At 33.7% G+C, this 15,776-nt stretch carries 17 protein-coding genes; all 17 read right to left on the bottom strand.

The window, feature by feature from the left end; genetic code table 11:
* Nucleotides 1–406: 406 nt before the first annotated feature.
* Nucleotides 407–739 carry a hypothetical protein gene (locus Q4P18_RS08280; protein ID WP_303337778.1) on the bottom strand — a complete coding sequence of 111 codons (333 nt, stop codon included), beginning with the start codon at nt 737–739 and terminating at the stop codon, nt 407–409.
* Nucleotides 740–748: 9 nt separating this feature from the next.
* Nucleotides 749–2,569, bottom strand: coding sequence for a glutamine--fructose-6-phosphate transaminase (isomerizing) (gene glmS, locus Q4P18_RS08285; RefSeq protein WP_303337779.1), 1,821 nt, complete (start codon nt 2,567–2,569; stop codon nt 749–751).
* Between the two features lie 156 nt (nt 2,570–2,725).
* A complete protein-coding gene (cobA, locus tag Q4P18_RS08290; RefSeq protein WP_303337781.1) occupies nt 2,726–3,454 on the bottom strand; it encodes a uroporphyrinogen-III C-methyltransferase in 729 nt (242 codons plus the stop codon).
* Nucleotides 3,455–3,463: 9 nt separating this feature from the next.
* Nucleotides 3,464–4,108 (bottom strand): phosphoribosylformylglycinamidine synthase subunit PurQ, encoded by a 645-nt coding sequence (gene purQ / locus Q4P18_RS08295; RefSeq protein ID WP_303337784.1) that lies wholly within the window; start codon nt 4,106–4,108, stop codon nt 3,464–3,466.
* Nucleotides 4,109–4,118: 10 nt separating this feature from the next.
* Complete coding sequence (purS, locus tag Q4P18_RS08300) at nt 4,119–4,397, bottom strand: phosphoribosylformylglycinamidine synthase subunit PurS (protein WP_303337786.1); 279 nt, start codon at nt 4,395–4,397, stop codon at nt 4,119–4,121.
* A 9-nt stretch (nt 4,398–4,406) separates the two neighbouring features.
* Nucleotides 4,407–5,144: a phosphoribosylaminoimidazolesuccinocarboxamide synthase gene (purC, locus tag Q4P18_RS08305; protein ID WP_303337788.1), complete on the bottom strand. Its 738-nt coding sequence runs from the start codon at nt 5,142–5,144 to the stop codon at nt 4,407–4,409.
* A 347-nt stretch (nt 5,145–5,491) separates the two neighbouring features.
* Nucleotides 5,492–5,890 (bottom strand): hypothetical protein, encoded by a 399-nt coding sequence (locus Q4P18_RS08310; RefSeq protein WP_303337790.1) that lies wholly within the window; start codon nt 5,888–5,890, stop codon nt 5,492–5,494.
* A 269-nt stretch (nt 5,891–6,159) separates the two neighbouring features.
* Nucleotides 6,160–7,182 (bottom strand): ribitol-5-phosphate dehydrogenase, encoded by a 1,023-nt coding sequence (locus Q4P18_RS08315; protein ID WP_303337793.1) that lies wholly within the window; start codon nt 7,180–7,182, stop codon nt 6,160–6,162.
* A 7-nt stretch (nt 7,183–7,189) separates the two neighbouring features.
* Nucleotides 7,190–7,885, bottom strand: a complete 696-nt coding sequence (locus Q4P18_RS08320) for a 2-C-methyl-D-erythritol 4-phosphate cytidylyltransferase (protein ID WP_303337795.1) — start codon at nt 7,883–7,885, stop codon at nt 7,190–7,192.
* 168 nt (nt 7,886–8,053) lie between these two features.
* Nucleotides 8,054–8,239 carry a hypothetical protein gene (locus Q4P18_RS08325; protein ID WP_303337797.1) on the bottom strand — a complete coding sequence of 62 codons (186 nt, stop codon included), beginning with the start codon at nt 8,237–8,239 and terminating at the stop codon, nt 8,054–8,056.
* Nucleotides 8,240–8,422: 183 nt separating this feature from the next.
* Nucleotides 8,423–9,268, bottom strand: a complete 846-nt coding sequence (locus Q4P18_RS08330) for a hypothetical protein (protein ID WP_303337799.1) — start codon at nt 9,266–9,268, stop codon at nt 8,423–8,425.
* A gap of 109 nt (nt 9,269–9,377) precedes the next feature.
* Nucleotides 9,378–9,539 (bottom strand): hypothetical protein, encoded by a 162-nt coding sequence (locus Q4P18_RS08335; protein ID WP_303337802.1) that lies wholly within the window; start codon nt 9,537–9,539, stop codon nt 9,378–9,380.
* Nucleotides 9,540–9,689: 150 nt separating this feature from the next.
* The gene (locus Q4P18_RS08340; RefSeq protein WP_303337804.1) at nt 9,690–10,232 is read right to left on the bottom strand and encodes a hypothetical protein; all 543 of its coding nucleotides are present in this window, start codon (nt 10,230–10,232) and stop codon (nt 9,690–9,692) included.
* A gap of 217 nt (nt 10,233–10,449) precedes the next feature.
* On the bottom strand, nt 10,450–11,535 hold the full coding sequence (locus Q4P18_RS08345) for an NAD/NADP-dependent octopine/nopaline dehydrogenase family protein (RefSeq protein WP_303337806.1): 1,086 nt from the start codon (nt 11,533–11,535) through the stop codon (nt 10,450–10,452).
* Nucleotides 11,536–13,356 carry an aminotransferase class I/II-fold pyridoxal phosphate-dependent enzyme gene (locus tag Q4P18_RS08350; protein WP_303337808.1) on the bottom strand — a complete coding sequence of 607 codons (1,821 nt, stop codon included), beginning with the start codon at nt 13,354–13,356 and terminating at the stop codon, nt 11,536–11,538.
* 21 nt (nt 13,357–13,377) lie between these two features.
* Nucleotides 13,378–14,406, bottom strand: a complete 1,029-nt coding sequence (locus Q4P18_RS08355) for a phosphorylcholine transferase LicD (protein ID WP_303337810.1) — start codon at nt 14,404–14,406, stop codon at nt 13,378–13,380.
* Nucleotides 14,406–15,398: a glycosyltransferase family 8 protein gene (locus tag Q4P18_RS08360; RefSeq protein WP_303337812.1), complete on the bottom strand. Its 993-nt coding sequence runs from the start codon at nt 15,396–15,398 to the stop codon at nt 14,406–14,408. Before Q4P18_RS08360 ends, Q4P18_RS08355 begins: the two co-directional genes overlap by 1 nt.
* Between the last annotated feature and the right edge of the window lie 378 nt (nt 15,399–15,776).

A 15,776-nucleotide genomic window follows, 5' to 3' on the forward strand; every position in this document is an offset into this window, starting at 1 on the left:
ATCATATGCAAATAACAAAATTTACACATCGACAAAGGGTTTCAACAAAGCCGGAGTATATTTTTTTCATCAATAACATCGTATTAATGATTAAATGGTTTTTGTTAAACAAAATTTTTTTGAGGTATTTAAGGCATCACATTAAAATTCAAACCCAGAAAAATGTCCCAAGTTTTTCTAAGCAACAATTTCAATAATGATTTATCCGTTCAACAGTGTGTTTTCATTGTTTCCCGTTTTTTACCAAATTTTTTCATCTAAATTCGATAAAATAACCTATTATAAATTGTTTCAAACTATATTATTTTATCACATCGCATATATCATCACCATTTACTAAGTAGATAGTTATAATATATAAATGTTTCGGTGTAAATTTTGAAAAATAAAAAAAGAAAGTGGATATCTAAACCATATCCATCATTTTAGCATAAGAGTCCAAAAATTCAATGACATGCTGGCTGTTTTCCTCAAGATTACCCATGTTGTCAAAGTTTGCAAGACAAGTTATGGAACCTCCATCAGGAAGTTCGATTTTTTCACCTAAATCAAGGTCCTTAAGCAAGTTAACATCAACCAATTCACCATAAATGAATTCCATTGATTCAGTATCTACCTTCTCATGATCCTCTTCCCATTCACCATCAATAAAGAAGAAAAATGAAGCCTCATCCTCTAAAAAATCAATAGCAAATATTGTCTTGAATCCTTCTTTTGAAACTTTGTAAATTGAAATCATAATATCACCCTAATTAACAGTCACAGATTTTGCAAGATTTCTTGGCTTGTCAGGATCGCAGCCTTTATCAATAGCCACATAGTATGCAAACATTTGCAATGGAACAATATATACCAAAGGAGCGATTATTTCACTTACATCAGGATTTATTCCAATAATATCGTCTGCCTTATCCTCCTTGATTTCAGCATCATCTGTAGTGACAGCAATAACTTCCGCATTACGAGCCTTAACCTCTTCCAAATTACTCATTGTATGATCATAATCTTCACCAGGAGGCATTACAACAACAACAGGAACCCCTTCATCCATTAAAGCCAAAGGCCCATGTTTAAGTTCACCTGCAGCATAACCTTCCCCATGAATATATGTGATTTCCTTAAGCTTTAAGGCACCCTCCAAGGCTATCGGATATGCATAACCTCTTCCAATAAAGAAGAAATCAGACTTATCCTTATATTTCTCAGCCATTTTCATTATTGAATCTGATTGGCCCAAAACCTCCTCGATGAATTCAGGAACCCTGTCCAGCTGACGCAACAGGTCAGTGGTTTTTGTTAAGTCAATATCATCATTGTTTTCAGCCAATTTCAAGCTTAATAGTGCTGCAAACAGGTAGATTGCTGTAAGTTGACATAAGTATGTTTTGGTAGCGGCCACTCCAATTTCAGGGCCTGCATGAGTATATATTACATAATCGGCTTCAGTTGCAATAGCTGAACCAACCACATTTACAATTCCCAATGTCTTGGATTTTGGTTTTGCCATTTTCAATGCATCCAATGTATCTGCAGTCTCTCCAGATTGTGATATGTAAATACAAAGGGTCTTATCGTTTAAGGCATTTAATGAGTATTTGAATTCAGATGCCAATATAACATCTACAGGAATTCCCACCAATGACTCTATAAGATATTTTCCAGTAAGTGATGCATGATAGGAGGTTCCGCAAGCAACGAAGCATATTCTGTTGATGTCTTCAAGCTCTTCTATGATTTTTTCAATGTTTTCCTTTTGGGTTAATGTGTTTTGAATATATTCTGCCTGTTCATTGATTTCCTTAAGCATGAAATATTCATATCCTCCCTTTTCAGCCATGTCAGGAGTCCAGTCAATAGTGAAAATCTCCTTTTCAATGATTTCGTCATCCTTGTTTTTAACAGTAACACCTGAAGGTTCCAAGACAACTATATCCCCTTCATCTGGACGGAAAATAGTTCTTGTATAATCCAAAATAGCTGGAGCGTCAGAAGCTATGAAATATTGTTCATCTCCAACCCCTACAATCAATGGACTATCTTTACGTGTGGCAATTATTTTATTAGGTTCATCTACAGAAATGGCTGCTATTGCATAAGTTCCGTCAAGAATAGCGATTGTTTCACGTAGCGCTTTTTCTAAATCAAGTCCCTTGTCCATGAATTTTTCAATCAAATGAGGAATGACTTCAGTATCTGTCTGTGATTTGAAAACATGCCCTTCCTTTTCAAGCTCGTTTCTGATTGTAACATAGTTACGGATGATACCATTATGAACAACTGCAATCTTTCCGCTGCAGTCAATCTGTGGATGAGCATTTTCCTTGCTAGGCTTACCATGAGTCGCCCATCTTGTATGAGCTATTCCATAGTTTCCAGGCATGTCTGAAAGGTCCAATTCATTGTTTACCTCTTTGATTGCACCCTTTCCCTTTTTAATGTTAAGTTCATCGCTGATAGTTGCGATTCCCACTGAATCATAACCCCTATATTCCAGTTTTGAAATGCACTCCAAAAGAACTGGGGCTGCCTTTTCATTGTCCTTTAATATACAACCTACAATACCACACATGTTACTGTCACCTAATAATTCACTATAATATAATATTTATATATTAAACTGATATATAATATTTTAGGATTGTTACTAGAAATAATTAAGAATTGAGTAAATAAGAAAATAAGAGATTTTTAAAAATTATAAATAAAAAAAAGCATAAGAAGATAATTAATTTTTATCCTCTTTTGTATAGTCGTAAATTTCCTTGTAAAGTCCTACAACATCCCCAATGATTAGAATTGCCGGAGGGCTTATTTTTTTGGTTGAAATGTCTTCAAGTGTTCCAAAAATTATATTTTCCCCAGGAAGTGTTCCCTTTTCAATTGCACATACAGGAGTGTCTGGAGAACGATGTTTCATGATTTCAGCTGTGTTTTCTTTTATATTACCAATTCCCATAAGAATTATTAATGTATCTGCTGTAAAATCCCATTTGACTTGTTTTTCTGCTTTTGTTGGATCTTCATGACCAGTTACAACAGTAAAAGAAGTAGCCAATGCCCTTTGTGTAATTGGAAGACCTAATGAAGTTGGAGCTCCAATAGCTGAGGTTACACCAGGAATGACTTCAAACTTGATTCCTGCATCCATCAATGCAAATATCTCTTCTCCTCCACGACCGAATACAAAAGGATCTCCTCCCTTAAGCCTTACTACATGTTCATTTTCAAGAGCTTCCTTTACAAGCAATTCATTTATTTCATCCTGAGTCTTGTAATGCTCTCCTGATTTTTTACCAACATATAATAATTTTGCAGTTTCCGGAGCATGTTCCAATATTTCTTCATTAGCCAGATAATCATACAGGACAACATCGGCATTGTTCAATGCCTTCACTGCCTTAAGTGTGATTAGATCTGCATCACCAGGACCTGCACCGATTAATGAAACAACCATACATTTCACCTAAAGGAAACCTTTGAAGAAGTTCAATCCATCATCGGAACCTAAAATTGCTTCAGCAGCACGTTCCGGATGAGGCATCATCGCACATACAAGTCCTGACTCATCACAGACACCAGTGATTGCTTCCATTGAACCGTTAGGATTCTTTTCCGCAAACTGCAATACGATTTGGTCCTGATCCTTGAGCAAGTCAATGTTATCAGTGTAGAATCTGCCTTCAGCATGAGCTATAGGTATGTCTATGATGTCTCCTTTCTTAAATGCCTTTGTAAAGGGAGTCCTGTTGGTTGTTACTTTTAAAGGAGTCCATTCACAGTTGAATTTTGGATGTTCGTTTGTAATGAACACTCCAGGAACAAGACCTATTTCACCAAGAATCTGTGCCCCATTACATATTCCGAGAACAGGCTTTTCTTCCTTAACCAAGCTTTTGATTCCATCAATTACAGGTGTGATTGAAGCCATAGCACCTGCCCTTAGGTAATCCCCATATGAAAATCCTCCAGGAATGACAATACCATCATAATCAGTCAAGTCCTCTTCACTCCACCAAATAAATTCAGGTGTTGCTCCTGCAAGTTCAATAGCCTGTGCTACATCACGGTCACAGTTGGTTCCAGGAAATCTAATTACTCCAATTTTCATTGAAAATCACCTATTCGCAATCACTACAGCCACAAGCGTAGTCCTGTGGAATTACGGTAATCTTGTAATTGTGGATAACAGGATTACAGAGCAATCTTTCACACATGTCAACCACTGCTTCCCTTACTTCATCCCTATCTTCCCCTTCCATCTGGAATTTAAGGATATCGGTGGTCTTAACATTGCTTACAGTGTAACCAAGTAATTCAAGAGATCTTTCAATTGTTGTTGCTTCCGGATTTAACATACCATCTTTCAATGAAATTTTAACTTCAATATTAAATAACATTTAAAACACCTATAAATCAAATTTAGCCTTTTCTTCATCTGGAATGACTCTGTTGTAAACTTCTACATAAGCTTCCATAACTTCATCATCCTTACCTTTTCTGAACAGTTCCTTATCAAGCATGTCCAAGGTTTCCTTGTCCCATAATCTGCAGCTGTCAGGGCTGATTTCATCACCCAAGACTATGTTTCCGTCCTTGTCCTTACCGAACTCTATCTTGAAGTCAACAAGGATAATTCCTGCCTCATCGAAGAATTCCCTTAGGATGTCATTGACCTTCAATGCCAATTCCTTCAAGGTGTCGATTTCTTCCTGAGTAGCTATTCCCAATGCCTTGATGATTGAATCGTTGAGCATAGGATCGTGGAATTCATCGTTCTTGTAATCCATCTGAACTATTGGAGGGTCCAAAGGAGTTCCATCCTCAATAGGATATGTACGTACTAAACTTCCAGTTGCTATGTTACGAATAATAACTTCAATCGGAATCATTTCAAGCTTGGTAGCTATCATTTCGTTAGGCTTTATAAGCTCTATCAATTGGGTTTTGACACCGCCTTCCTCAAGAACCTGGAAGATTTTAGAAGAAATAATAGCATTATAAGTTCCTTTTTTAGACATAACTTCCTTACGAGCTCCATCACCGGCAGTCATGTCGTCTCTAAATTCAATTAAAACTTCGTTGTCATTGTCAGTGGTAAAAACGCTTTTAACCTTACCACTATTAATCAAATCTTTCTTAGTCATGAATATCAACAATTTTATTAGATTAATATATATTCTGTTTATCTAATTATATAATGTTATAGTAAAGTCAGAGAGACTCTACATCATTATGGAATATTAGTTATTTTTGTTCAGATGTTTTATTGTGTGTCATGCTTGTTATGCTAATGCTTTTGGAACTATTGATTTATTTTTATTTTATATTTTGAGTGTTGTTTTGAAGTGGCTTTCTGTTTTATTGATTGTAGAGTCTAATTTTTCTTCATTAGTTTTTCTTGGAAGCTAAAAACTTGCTAAAAAAACTCCAAGATTAAAAAAAATGATTGGAAAGAATTATTGTGAAATATAAGCTCAATATTCAATTACATTTATGCTTCTACAAAACTTTCCAAAAAGCAATCATCAACATATTGGAAAGATTGGGGTGCAATAAAGTCATCAATTGCGCAAACATCAATGGGATTGTCAAAAACATTCAGATTATTGATTTCAATAGCATAACCCATTTCTTTTTCCCCATAATAATTAAAGAAATCCTCTTGACTAATCCCAGCATATTTTTGACATTTATTCCAAAGATTTGTTGGACTGTCTTTGATAACTATATCATATTCAAAATATCCAACAATCTTTTTATCAGGAACTGTGGAATAGATAAATACCTTTTCAATATCCTTTTTAGGAATTATCTTTCTAAACTCATATTTTTTTTCTTCATTTATTATTTTTTCAACAAATTGGGGTTTTATTGATATAATAATATTCATCCTAACATCTCTTTTAATTTTAAATATTTTTCATGACTTAAACTTTGAATAGATTGAGAAGATCCGTTTATTATTTTTTTAGCCATTAAATCACTATAATAATTTATTATAGATATTATATTAGATTAAATAATGAATTCATAATTATAATATGTTTTTATCCAATATAAACCTTCTTAAATTGCTTTTAGATAAAAATATTGAATTTAAAAAGAAAAAATGTATTGAGAATGAAAAATTGCATTCATTTGAAAATAAAAAAAAGAAAGTTATTTGTTCCATTCCAGAATTGTCTTGCCGAATCCTGAATTGAAATCAGCGTTGAACGCTTCTGTAATGTCCTTGATTGACTTGATTGGAACCACATTGGCTATGAGGCTTTCCAGATAATTGACTATCTCCTCGTTTTCTGAAATCATCTGAACTGTTTTCTCAAAGTCTTCGCGGCCGCTTCTGCTGCTTCCGAAGAGGTTGAGTCCCTTTTCAAGAACCATTCTTGTGTTTATTCCAACGTTGTTTTCAGACACTCCAAGAAGAGCTATTGAGCCTTGCGGGTTTATTATGTCGATTATCTGATTTATTGCGCTTTCGGCCTTGAATCCTCCTACGCATTCAAATCCATGGTCTATTGAGAAGCCTTCCGGAATCTCATTTATGTTGTAGACATCATCTGCAAATGAGAAATATGATAGCTTTTCAAGGTTCTTTCCGAAAACTATAACTTCACAGTCAGGATAGAATATCTTCAAAAGCAGGGAGGTGATGAATCCTACGTTTCCGTCTCCCCATACCCCTATCCTGTTTTTGCGTTCATGTGCAAACATTTCAAATCTTGAGATTGCATGAACCGATACTGATATCAATTCTATGAAGCTTGCAACCCTGAGGTCAATGTCGTCTGGCAGCCTGATGACCCGGTCCTTCTTGGATATTACGTAATCGCTCATGAATCCGTCAAAGCCGCTTGAGCGGAATCTGGAGCTTCTGATATAGTTTTCCTGAATTATGTCATCCTCTTCTGTTGGAGTGTTTGGGATTACAACTACCTTGTCTCCTGGCTTGAATGTTCCTGTAAAGTCCCTTACAACTTCCCCTACTGCTTCATGGATAAGCGCCATCGGCAATTTCTGCTTTAATATTTCAGGAGCCCTGTTTCCCCTGAAGTATCTTTGATCAGCCTGACAGATTGACATGTAGGTTGGCCTGATTACCACATCGTCGTCAAGGTCAACTTCTATGAATGTCTCCTCTATTATTCCAGGGGATGTCAATCTATAAACTGAATTTATCATTTTGCAACTACTCCTTTAAGATGAAATTGGCAACTTTCAGGTCATACGGATATGTTATTTTGATGTTTGAGACTTCACCTTCAACGATTGCAACCGGCTCGTTGTTTAAAGTGAATATCTTGCAGGCATCTGTCAATGTTTCCCTTTGATTTTCATCCAGCTTAGCGTACAGTTCCTCAAGCCTTTCCAGCTTGAATGACTGTGGTGTCTGGCCCTGATAGAGCTCTGCCCTGTTTGGGATTTCATCCACAAAATCCCCTTCCACGCTTCTTACGATGGTATCTGTAGCCGGAACTATGGTGTTGCAGGCCCCATGCTCCATTGTTGCCTGAATGTTCTCTTCGATTATTCTGTGAGTTACGAAAGGCCTTACCGCATCATGGGTTACGATGATGTTGTCTGGAGAATCGTGATTTTCCTTGATGTAGTCCATAGCATTCTTTACAGTGTCAATCCTTAGGTTTCCGCTTTCGATTACTGTAATCTTTTCATCTGGAATGTATCTGTTTATCAGGTCTTTTGTATGGCTGATCCATTCCTTTGGTGTCAGGACAATGATTTCATCAAACTTGTCGTTTAAGGCAAATTTCTCAATTGTGTGAATCAGTATAGGCTTTTCGCCCAATGTCAAAAACTGTTTCGGTTTTTCTGTAACTCCCATACGAGATCCAGAACCGCCTGCTAAAATAGTTGCAAAAATCATGTTAATTCCTCTAGATATTATTTAGTCCGACAGTTTATTTATAATGTTTGGTGATTTATATGATCAATTAAACTGATATCTGGTTTCGAACTATTTAGGATAAAATAAGGTTTTGTTGATTATATTTGATTAGTTGGAGAAACAGGTTTGAGGAGTTAGTTTAATCTATCATATCTTTAGGATTTCATCTGTTGATAAGCCAGTTATTTCGGAAATTTCCCCAACAGGATAATCCCTTGCCAGCATTCTTTTGGCAACCTGCACCAGATAGTTCTTTTGACCTTGTTTTTCACTTTTTTTTAGACCTGCTATTAGACCTTTCTCATAAGCTTCCTCAATTAAGGTAGGACCCATACTAAACACCTCTTTAAATTTATTATAATTCAAACATTGAAGACTGTAAACCTCTTGATATTACTAGTGTCTTGAAAAACACATAAAAACATTTGGTTACCAATAAAATCAATTTTAAAGAATGAAAACAATATTTCAAAATGAAAGCAGTGATTAAAAGTTTTAAAAAAAATAGCAAACGAATTATTTACTATTTTTCAAACTAAAAATCTCATCTACAGACAAACCAGACATTTCAGAAATGTCATCAATTGGATAACCTTTATCCAACATTTTTTCAACCATTTTAAGTATACCTATTTCAATACCTTCCTCCAATATAGATGGACCCATATTAAACACCTCTTTTAATTCTCCTTCAAGTTCTCGCTTTGCTAACCTTCTATACTGCATTTCCATTATATATTTAATATCTTTAATTATAACAATATTTAATGTTTTTACATTGTTCAAAATTGTTATTGCCCTTATGAAAATCTCTTCAAACGACTGATCAAAAGAAGTATAACCAATTAATGACAATTTAACAATTTCCGGATTTTCCAAATCAATACCGTTTTCCATCTTATATTCCAACACATCCAATAAACTGCCTCCGTCAATTTCTTTCAAGGCTATAACCTCAAAGGGATAATCGAATTTTCCCGCAATTGACAGGTATTTTGTAGTGGACTTCTTTACCTTGGTGGAAATAACATAGGATTCAATTGCCCCCTCGTATTTTAACGAAGAGAAATAGGCATATTCAAAAAACCTGCGCAATACTGACTTGTCCAATGAAGTACTTTGAAACTCGATATTTAACAGAATGCCTTCTTCTGTTTCTATTAAAACATCCATTCTCAAAGTATGTTTCCCATAAGCTATTATTTCCGTGTTTAAGGTTTGCTTGAATGTGTATTCAATGTCAAAAGCCTTTAAGAAATCTGGAGAAAAATAATCAAACAGAAATTTTTGAGTCTTGTCATGAAAAAATTTCACCTCTTTCTCAACAGGCTTTTCCTCATCATGTGTTTTTTCGTTGCACATAGATTAAGATAGTTAAAAAACCTATAAAAATCTTCTGTTGACAATTTAAACAATTTTAAACTGTTGAATAAATATTTCAAGGTCAAAGCAATATTGATAAATGATAAAATTATTCCTTGTTTTTTAAATTTAAAATGTCCTGTTTGGACAGTTGAGTGATTTCAGAAATTTCCCCAATAGGATATTCCTTTGCCAACATTCTTTTGGCAACTTTCACCAGATAGTTCTTTTCACCTATTTCAATACCTTCCTCCAATAACGACGGACCCAAACCAAACACCCCCTTCAATTTATCATCGTAATCAAAATATCCTATATCTATTAGTGTCTTGAAAAAGCCATAAAAACCTTTTGTTGTTGATTAAAGCAATTTTAAAAAGTGAAAACAATATTTCGAAGTGAAAGAAAAAAAAAGAAAAAATTAGGGATGGCAAACACTGCACGGAGTGTAACCTGAGTTAACCGCCGCATCCCTGCTGGAAAAAGTTATTTTATTGCTTCCGCTGATCTTTTTAGCCCATTGACAGTTAGGAGTATGGAACTTGTCTGAATTGGAACTTGCAACATAAGTTGCTGAAGACTCCTGCTGAGGCTCATCAGCAGTAGAATTGAAGGTCTCGGTCTGGTTGAAAATTACTGAATTATTGTCAAAAACAACAATCTCAATATGATCAATATCCTTTTCAGCATCCAAAGTGCAGTTCAAGGAAATTTCACACTTGTCAGCAACCGCCAAATCCTGAGTAGTGTTCTTTACCAAAGTGTCCCCCTCATAGAAATAAGCAACAACCTTACAGTCATCGTTGGAAACACCATACAGGTCAAAAACTGCAGTATAGACGAACTCGCTGGAAGTCTTTTCAATGTCAGTGCTGACATCATCGATTCTTATGTTGTCTGCAGCAATTACTGTTCCAATAGCTAAAATGAAAATAAGCAATGCAAAGAAAATTTTTTTATTCATAATGATATATTGTGTGTTTAAAATTATTAAATGTTATTGGGCTGAAAATCGATTCAAACCCAAAATTTCTCAGTTGGCTTGTTCAAATCAACATTCAAACAATCATCGCCAATCATTTCATAAATCTTGCCAGCAAAATAAATATCATGCAAACTTATTCCAATATTATAAACGATTATCCTTTCTTTATCGTTTTTTCTTCCTTTTGCTCTTCCATTTATGATTTTAACCTCTCTTTAAAGTAATAATCTTCAAATTCTTCCTTGTTATCAATTTCTAAATCGGCAAGACTAAAAAAATTAGAGTTTTCGGAAACATCAACATACCAATTCCAAATTTTAAGAATGTTTGGCATTTCAACATCGTATAATTTGCCAATATCCAGAATAATCTTCAATCCATAAGCAAAATCTGATGTGAAATACCTGGATGAAAAATCTGGAACCCACTTGTCATTATCTTTCTTCATTGGTGAGGTCAATCCTTTAAAAGCTTCAATACTTGTAATCTTTTCTGTCATTGCAGGTACTGTAAAGCTTTCATAATGATTTTTAAGAGAAATAACTTCATTTAAATTGAATTTATCCATTTTTCCGCAAAGCTTTTGAAGTTCACTATCGCATTTAATCAGCATATCTGAAGAATCGTCGGTCCATTCCTCATAGAACAAAATATTCCTATCAAACTCCATACTGTCCTTAAACATTGAATATATCCTGGATGTATGTAAAATCGGATTTGATGGAGTTAAGGTGATATTTAAATAATTATCAATTATTCTGCAGGACATATCAAACATTTCTTCCAAATTTTTCCTGACAAATTCTTCATGTCCTTGAGGAAATGTTGCAATATCAATCTTATCTTTCCTTCCTAACATATAAACGGATTTTCCATATTCCTTTAATCTGGCTATTGAATGGACTCTTTGAAGACCGAAAAGAATGGCCCCTTTCTTGATTAAATCCTTAAACTGAAATTCGGCCCCTCCAGCACCTGGAACAACACCAACATGCATGCCTTCATGAATATGTGGAAGCAATAGACTTGACAATTCCTTAAATAAAGAAGAAGGATATGTGATGAAAACAAAATCTGTGTTTTCTAAAGCTGTTTCAATATCGTTGGATACTTCCAGGCCATCTGATTTAAACAGAAATTGTCCATTGTTATTATAGACTTCCAATTGTGAATCCCATTTCTCTGGACTGGAAGTATAAATGCATACTTCATAATCTTTAAATAACAATTCCGCAGCCATCAATGTCCCTATATTGCCTCCGCCAATGATTGTAACCTTCATCTAATCATCCAAAATATCCTTTAATGCATTTACTAATTTTTCATTGTCTTCCTTTGTTCTGACAGCCAATCTAATGAAAGATCTTCCGTCAAAACCGTTTTTATTGGATAAATCCTTTATATAAATATCATGATCATTTAACAGTATGGATGCAAGCTCTCTGCTTGTAATGTCTCCCTTAACTTCACACATGAAGTAATTGGCCTGAGACGGAAAAACCTCCAAATTGTTTATTGAACTTAAACCTTCCTCAAAAATGTTTCTTGTTTGTTTAAATGATTCCAATCCCTTTTCATAATCTGCCTTATACTTGTCGAATATTTGCAGATAGAATTCTGCAAATGAATTGATGTTCCAGATAGAAACGTCTTTTTTCATGTTCTCGATTAAATCCTTGTCATTGGATACTGCAATACCCAGCCTTAAACCCGGAACTCCAAATGATTTTGATATGCTTTTAACGATAATCAATTCAGGATATTTCTCCAAAATCTCCTTTTTAATGAATGTTGGATCTTCTTCAATATCTGAAAAATCAATGAATGATTCGTCAACAACCAAGCGAATACTATGCTCCTTACACCACTCTGCAAGTTTCAAAACATTCTCTTTTGAAATGTAGTTGCCTGAAGGATTGTCAGGATTTATAAGAACAAGCATGTCAATGTTTTTATCTTCAAAAAAGCCGATTATATCACTAAAATCGTATTTGAAGTCTTTAGGATAAAACCTAACAATATTTTCTTCATCTAACCTGTTAGGATACTCTTCAAAAGTAGGGGCAATGACTCCTAGCTTCTCATCTCCCAAAACATTTTCCATTAATGATTTTATTAGCTCAGCAGCACCATTTCCAACACATAGCTGATCTGAATCAACATCAAAATAATTGGCGGCAAGCAAGCTATTTATTTCCATCCCGGAAGGATAGTTTTCAAGCAAAGTTTCGAAATTGGACTTTATCTCATCAGTCAGGGATTTGGGAGGATAATATGGATTTACCAAATAACAGTAGTCCAGCAATTTAGGATATCTCCAATAACCTCCATATCTGCGGTTGAACTTATCCAATTTCTCTTCAGGCTTTGAAAAAATAGATTCCGCAATATTCAAATCCTGAACATTGTCTATTTCATACCAGTTCTTGTCTTCAAGCTTTTTCACCTTCAGTGAAGGATTTTTTAAATTGGAAATAACTTTCAGAACTTGCTCATAATACTCGTTTTCCCCTAAAGCTTTAATATAAGCTTCTAAAAATGGGACATAATAGTTTTGGGAAAATTCCTTGCTGAATTTGTAAATGTTTACTGTTTTATAATAGTTAGGAATATCCTCAAATGAGAAATTTTGCTTATCGATAAAGTTTATGATGTTATTGTTGTTTTCATCTATTGTAACAACAGTTCCATCCATCCAGCTTTCAAACTTTGCAACCAATGCCAAGTCAGGATATTCATCATTGACCAAATCCTCAAGAATCCCATCGTCAAAAATAAGATCCGACTCCAAAATAAGAGTATTTTCTTTAACTAGATAATCCCTAGCCAGATAAAGGGAATAGATATTGTTTGTTTTATAATAAACATCATTTAGAACATATTCAATAGGAGTTTTTACATCTAAGGAATTGACATAATTTTCTAATTTTTCTGCATGATAGCCTACAACCATAACAATCCTATCAAGATTCAACTCATCCAATTGGCCCAACATGCGTTCAATCATTGTCTTTTCATTAACCTTGACCATACATTTGGTAACGTCACTTGTCAATTCTTTTAAACGTTTTCCCATTCCAGCAGCTAATATAATGGCTTGCATTTTTATCCTCCTGAAAAAATATTATTGATAATTTTCATTAATTTCTCTTAAAATCTCCAGACTTTCTTCAAAAGCCTTGTCCATCTCTTCTTTTGAATCAAATTGGCTTTCAATAAATTTTGTTAAATCATGAGTATCTAAATAATGAGGAATGCTCATGAAATTAGAACCATACCATTTAGCCAAAAGTGATTCTGGTTTATTTGGAACTTTGAAAAAAGTATCTTCAAACTCCATAGTTTTAAAAGGAAAAATATCATCATAATCAAAAATTCTTAATGGAGTCATCTCCAAATAATCTAAACCATCACAAATTAGAGAGGTTTTGTCTTTAGTAATTCCTAATCGTTTGTTTTCACTATTAAAAGACTCATCAAAATTCAAATTCCCATTCCTAGTTTCTTTACTTAATTTATATTTAGCAACAGGATACTCTTTTTCCAAAAGCTCCTTTTTTTCCTCAATTAAATAATCTCTTGGGAAAAAATCAATTTTAACATAAGGTTTAAGCCAAGCAAATTGCAAAAACAAGAATTTCTCTTCAGAGAGAATGTTAGATTTATCCCCCACATCATAAACTGATTTAAAACCAGAAAAATAATTTTCCTCATTTTCAATTAATTTTGTTAAACCAATTTTGTCTTTAAGAATTGGATATTTTTCTAATTCTTTTGGAAAAATTTCTATAAATTTATCATAATCTTCCCTTAGCATTCCAACATCAACATCATCATCCCATGGAATAAAACCAGAATGCCTCACAGCCCCAAGAAGAGTTCCACTATCCAACCATAAGGATAGATTATATTTATTGCATACATTATCAGCAAATTTTAGCAATTCCAATGATAATAATTGTAATTTCCTCAATGTTCCTCTCGGTTTAATATCATAATTAGTGAATAAAAAATTCAATAAAAAATAATGAAAATCCATTTCATTCGAATTAACTTTCCTGATTTTTTTAGCAAGTGACAATACTTTTTTTAAAAGAAAATTGTTATACTTAAGAAAATTTGGTAATTTTCTATAAAGTCTTTCCAAATTCATTATCTCACTTCTTTTTTATTAGTTTTAACTAAATAGTACCTGTATGCTTCAAACATCTTGCAAATCCAGGAGAAAGGCAGAAATTTATAAGTAAATGAAAGTAGTTTCCCTTTCCAGTGCCTGTGGTCTTCGATATATATCTCATCCTCAGTGAATGGTGTCTTTTTGGCATATTCATCGAATATTGGCCTTAACGGATGGTTTTCAGCATTTGTAAACCATGGCCTGCCGTTTACGAATTGTGTTAAATGGATAAACACTGGATTATCAACCGCCTCCTGCACAATTTGAGGTGAATAAAACTCATCACGACCATTCCATTTCAAAACATCATCATAGCTGACCTCAAAGAATGGTGAGAGAATATTGTATTTCGGATGGATTTCAAGGATATTGCCATTGCAGACAACATTTATTATTCCCTGATCGTTGTGATGTACTTCTCCATCGTTTTTTATGATTAAATCCAAGAATTTCCTTTCTAAATCATCATCACGCCATTTCTTAAGGTTTATTAATAAAACTCCTGCATTGAAATGCTCTCCATCTGGTGGGAGCCCTAGAAAAATGTTGTTGAATTTCGGTCCCATGTCTGTAACTGCTGCACAGTCATAATCGGAAATGTCCATATCATACAATTCCTTAAATGATCCTGTTATTACTGCGTCACAGTCGAGATATAATATTTTATCGATTGAATCATCCAATAAAGAAGGAGCGAATAAGCGTGCGTATGTGCTTAATGGTCTTGTGGCCTTGATGTCAATACCCAAAACTTCATCAATGTCATCATATTTTACATATTCCAATAGATTGACATCAAATTCATCACAGATTTGTTGAATTTTATTTTTATTAGTATCTGAGATACCACCATCTAAAATATACATGTTAATCTCATCAAATTCTTTGTAATTGTTTTCTAAGAATGAGTAGATGGTTATCCCCAGTAATGGTGCATAATTATCATCTGAAGCGAGCAAAACATTCATTTTAAATCCTCTTAACTATTATAGTTTCCTTGCAAATTTCATATTTTTTACAAAGAAACATGGTTTTTTTATTTTATCTTAACAATTTTTTCATTGATTTTAAAACCATTAATAACACACTTACTAACTAATAATGTTATTTATTTTTGATTATTATACTATAAATATTTTAGATTTTCTCCAATTTTTTCATGCATAATCGTTTAAATAATCCCTAAAATCATTTTTTGGGAAATATTTTTTAAATATATTTTATTTTTAATCAATATAAATTTAATCTCGTTATTTTTCTACAGGACCACATGCAAAAGTAGAAACTCATTTGTTTCTTTGTAAAACATTTTAAAAAATTAAATGAGGAATTAAATAATGAATTTA

Origin of the sequence: Methanobrevibacter sp., from assembly GCF_030539665.1 — an archaeon.
Classification (GTDB): Archaea; Methanobacteriota; Methanobacteria; order Methanobacteriales; family Methanobacteriaceae; genus Methanocatella.

What these genes read in the sequence shown, in the direction of transcription:
- Q4P18_RS08315 (WP_303337793.1), bottom strand. Translation starts at nt 7,182, where the DNA reads ATGATAAATTCAGTTTATAGATTGACATCCCCTGGAATAATAGAGGAG.
- Q4P18_RS08280 (WP_303337778.1), bottom strand. Translation starts at nt 739, where the DNA reads ATGATTTCAATTTACAAAGTTTCAAAAGAAGGATTCAAGACAATATTT.
- cobA (WP_303337781.1), bottom strand. Translation starts at nt 3,454, where the DNA reads ATGGTTGTTTCATTAATCGGTGCAGGTCCTGGTGATGCAGATCTAATC.
- purQ (WP_303337784.1), bottom strand. Translation starts at nt 4,108, where the DNA reads ATGAAAATTGGAGTAATTAGATTTCCTGGAACCAACTGTGACCGTGAT.
- Q4P18_RS08325 (WP_303337797.1), bottom strand. Translation starts at nt 8,239, where the DNA reads ATGGGTCCTACCTTAATTGAGGAAGCTTATGAGAAAGGTCTAATAGCA.
- Q4P18_RS08340 (WP_303337804.1), bottom strand. Translation starts at nt 10,232, where the DNA reads ATGAATAAAAAAATTTTCTTTGCATTGCTTATTTTCATTTTAGCTATT.
- purC (WP_303337788.1), bottom strand. Translation starts at nt 5,144, where the DNA reads ATGACTAAGAAAGATTTGATTAATAGTGGTAAGGTTAAAAGCGTTTTT.
- Q4P18_RS08360 (WP_303337812.1), bottom strand. Translation starts at nt 15,398, where the DNA reads ATGAATGTTTTGCTCGCTTCAGATGATAATTATGCACCATTACTGGGG.
- Q4P18_RS08355 (WP_303337810.1), bottom strand. Translation starts at nt 14,406, where the DNA reads ATGAATTTGGAAAGACTTTATAGAAAATTACCAAATTTTCTTAAGTAT.
- Q4P18_RS08350 (WP_303337808.1), bottom strand. Translation starts at nt 13,356, where the DNA reads ATGCAAGCCATTATATTAGCTGCTGGAATGGGAAAACGTTTAAAAGAA.
- glmS (WP_303337779.1), bottom strand. Translation starts at nt 2,569, where the DNA reads ATGTGTGGTATTGTAGGTTGTATATTAAAGGACAATGAAAAGGCAGCC.
- Q4P18_RS08345 (WP_303337806.1), bottom strand. Translation starts at nt 11,535, where the DNA reads ATGAAGGTTACAATCATTGGCGGAGGCAATATAGGGACATTGATGGCT.
- Q4P18_RS08320 (WP_303337795.1), bottom strand. Translation starts at nt 7,885, where the DNA reads ATGATTTTTGCAACTATTTTAGCAGGCGGTTCTGGATCTCGTATGGGA.
- Q4P18_RS08310 (WP_303337790.1), bottom strand. Translation starts at nt 5,890, where the DNA reads ATGAATATTATTATATCAATAAAACCCCAATTTGTTGAAAAAATAATA.
- purS (WP_303337786.1), bottom strand. Translation starts at nt 4,397, where the DNA reads ATGTTATTTAATATTGAAGTTAAAATTTCATTGAAAGATGGTATGTTA.
- Q4P18_RS08330 (WP_303337799.1), bottom strand. Translation starts at nt 9,268, where the DNA reads ATGTGCAACGAAAAAACACATGATGAGGAAAAGCCTGTTGAGAAAGAG.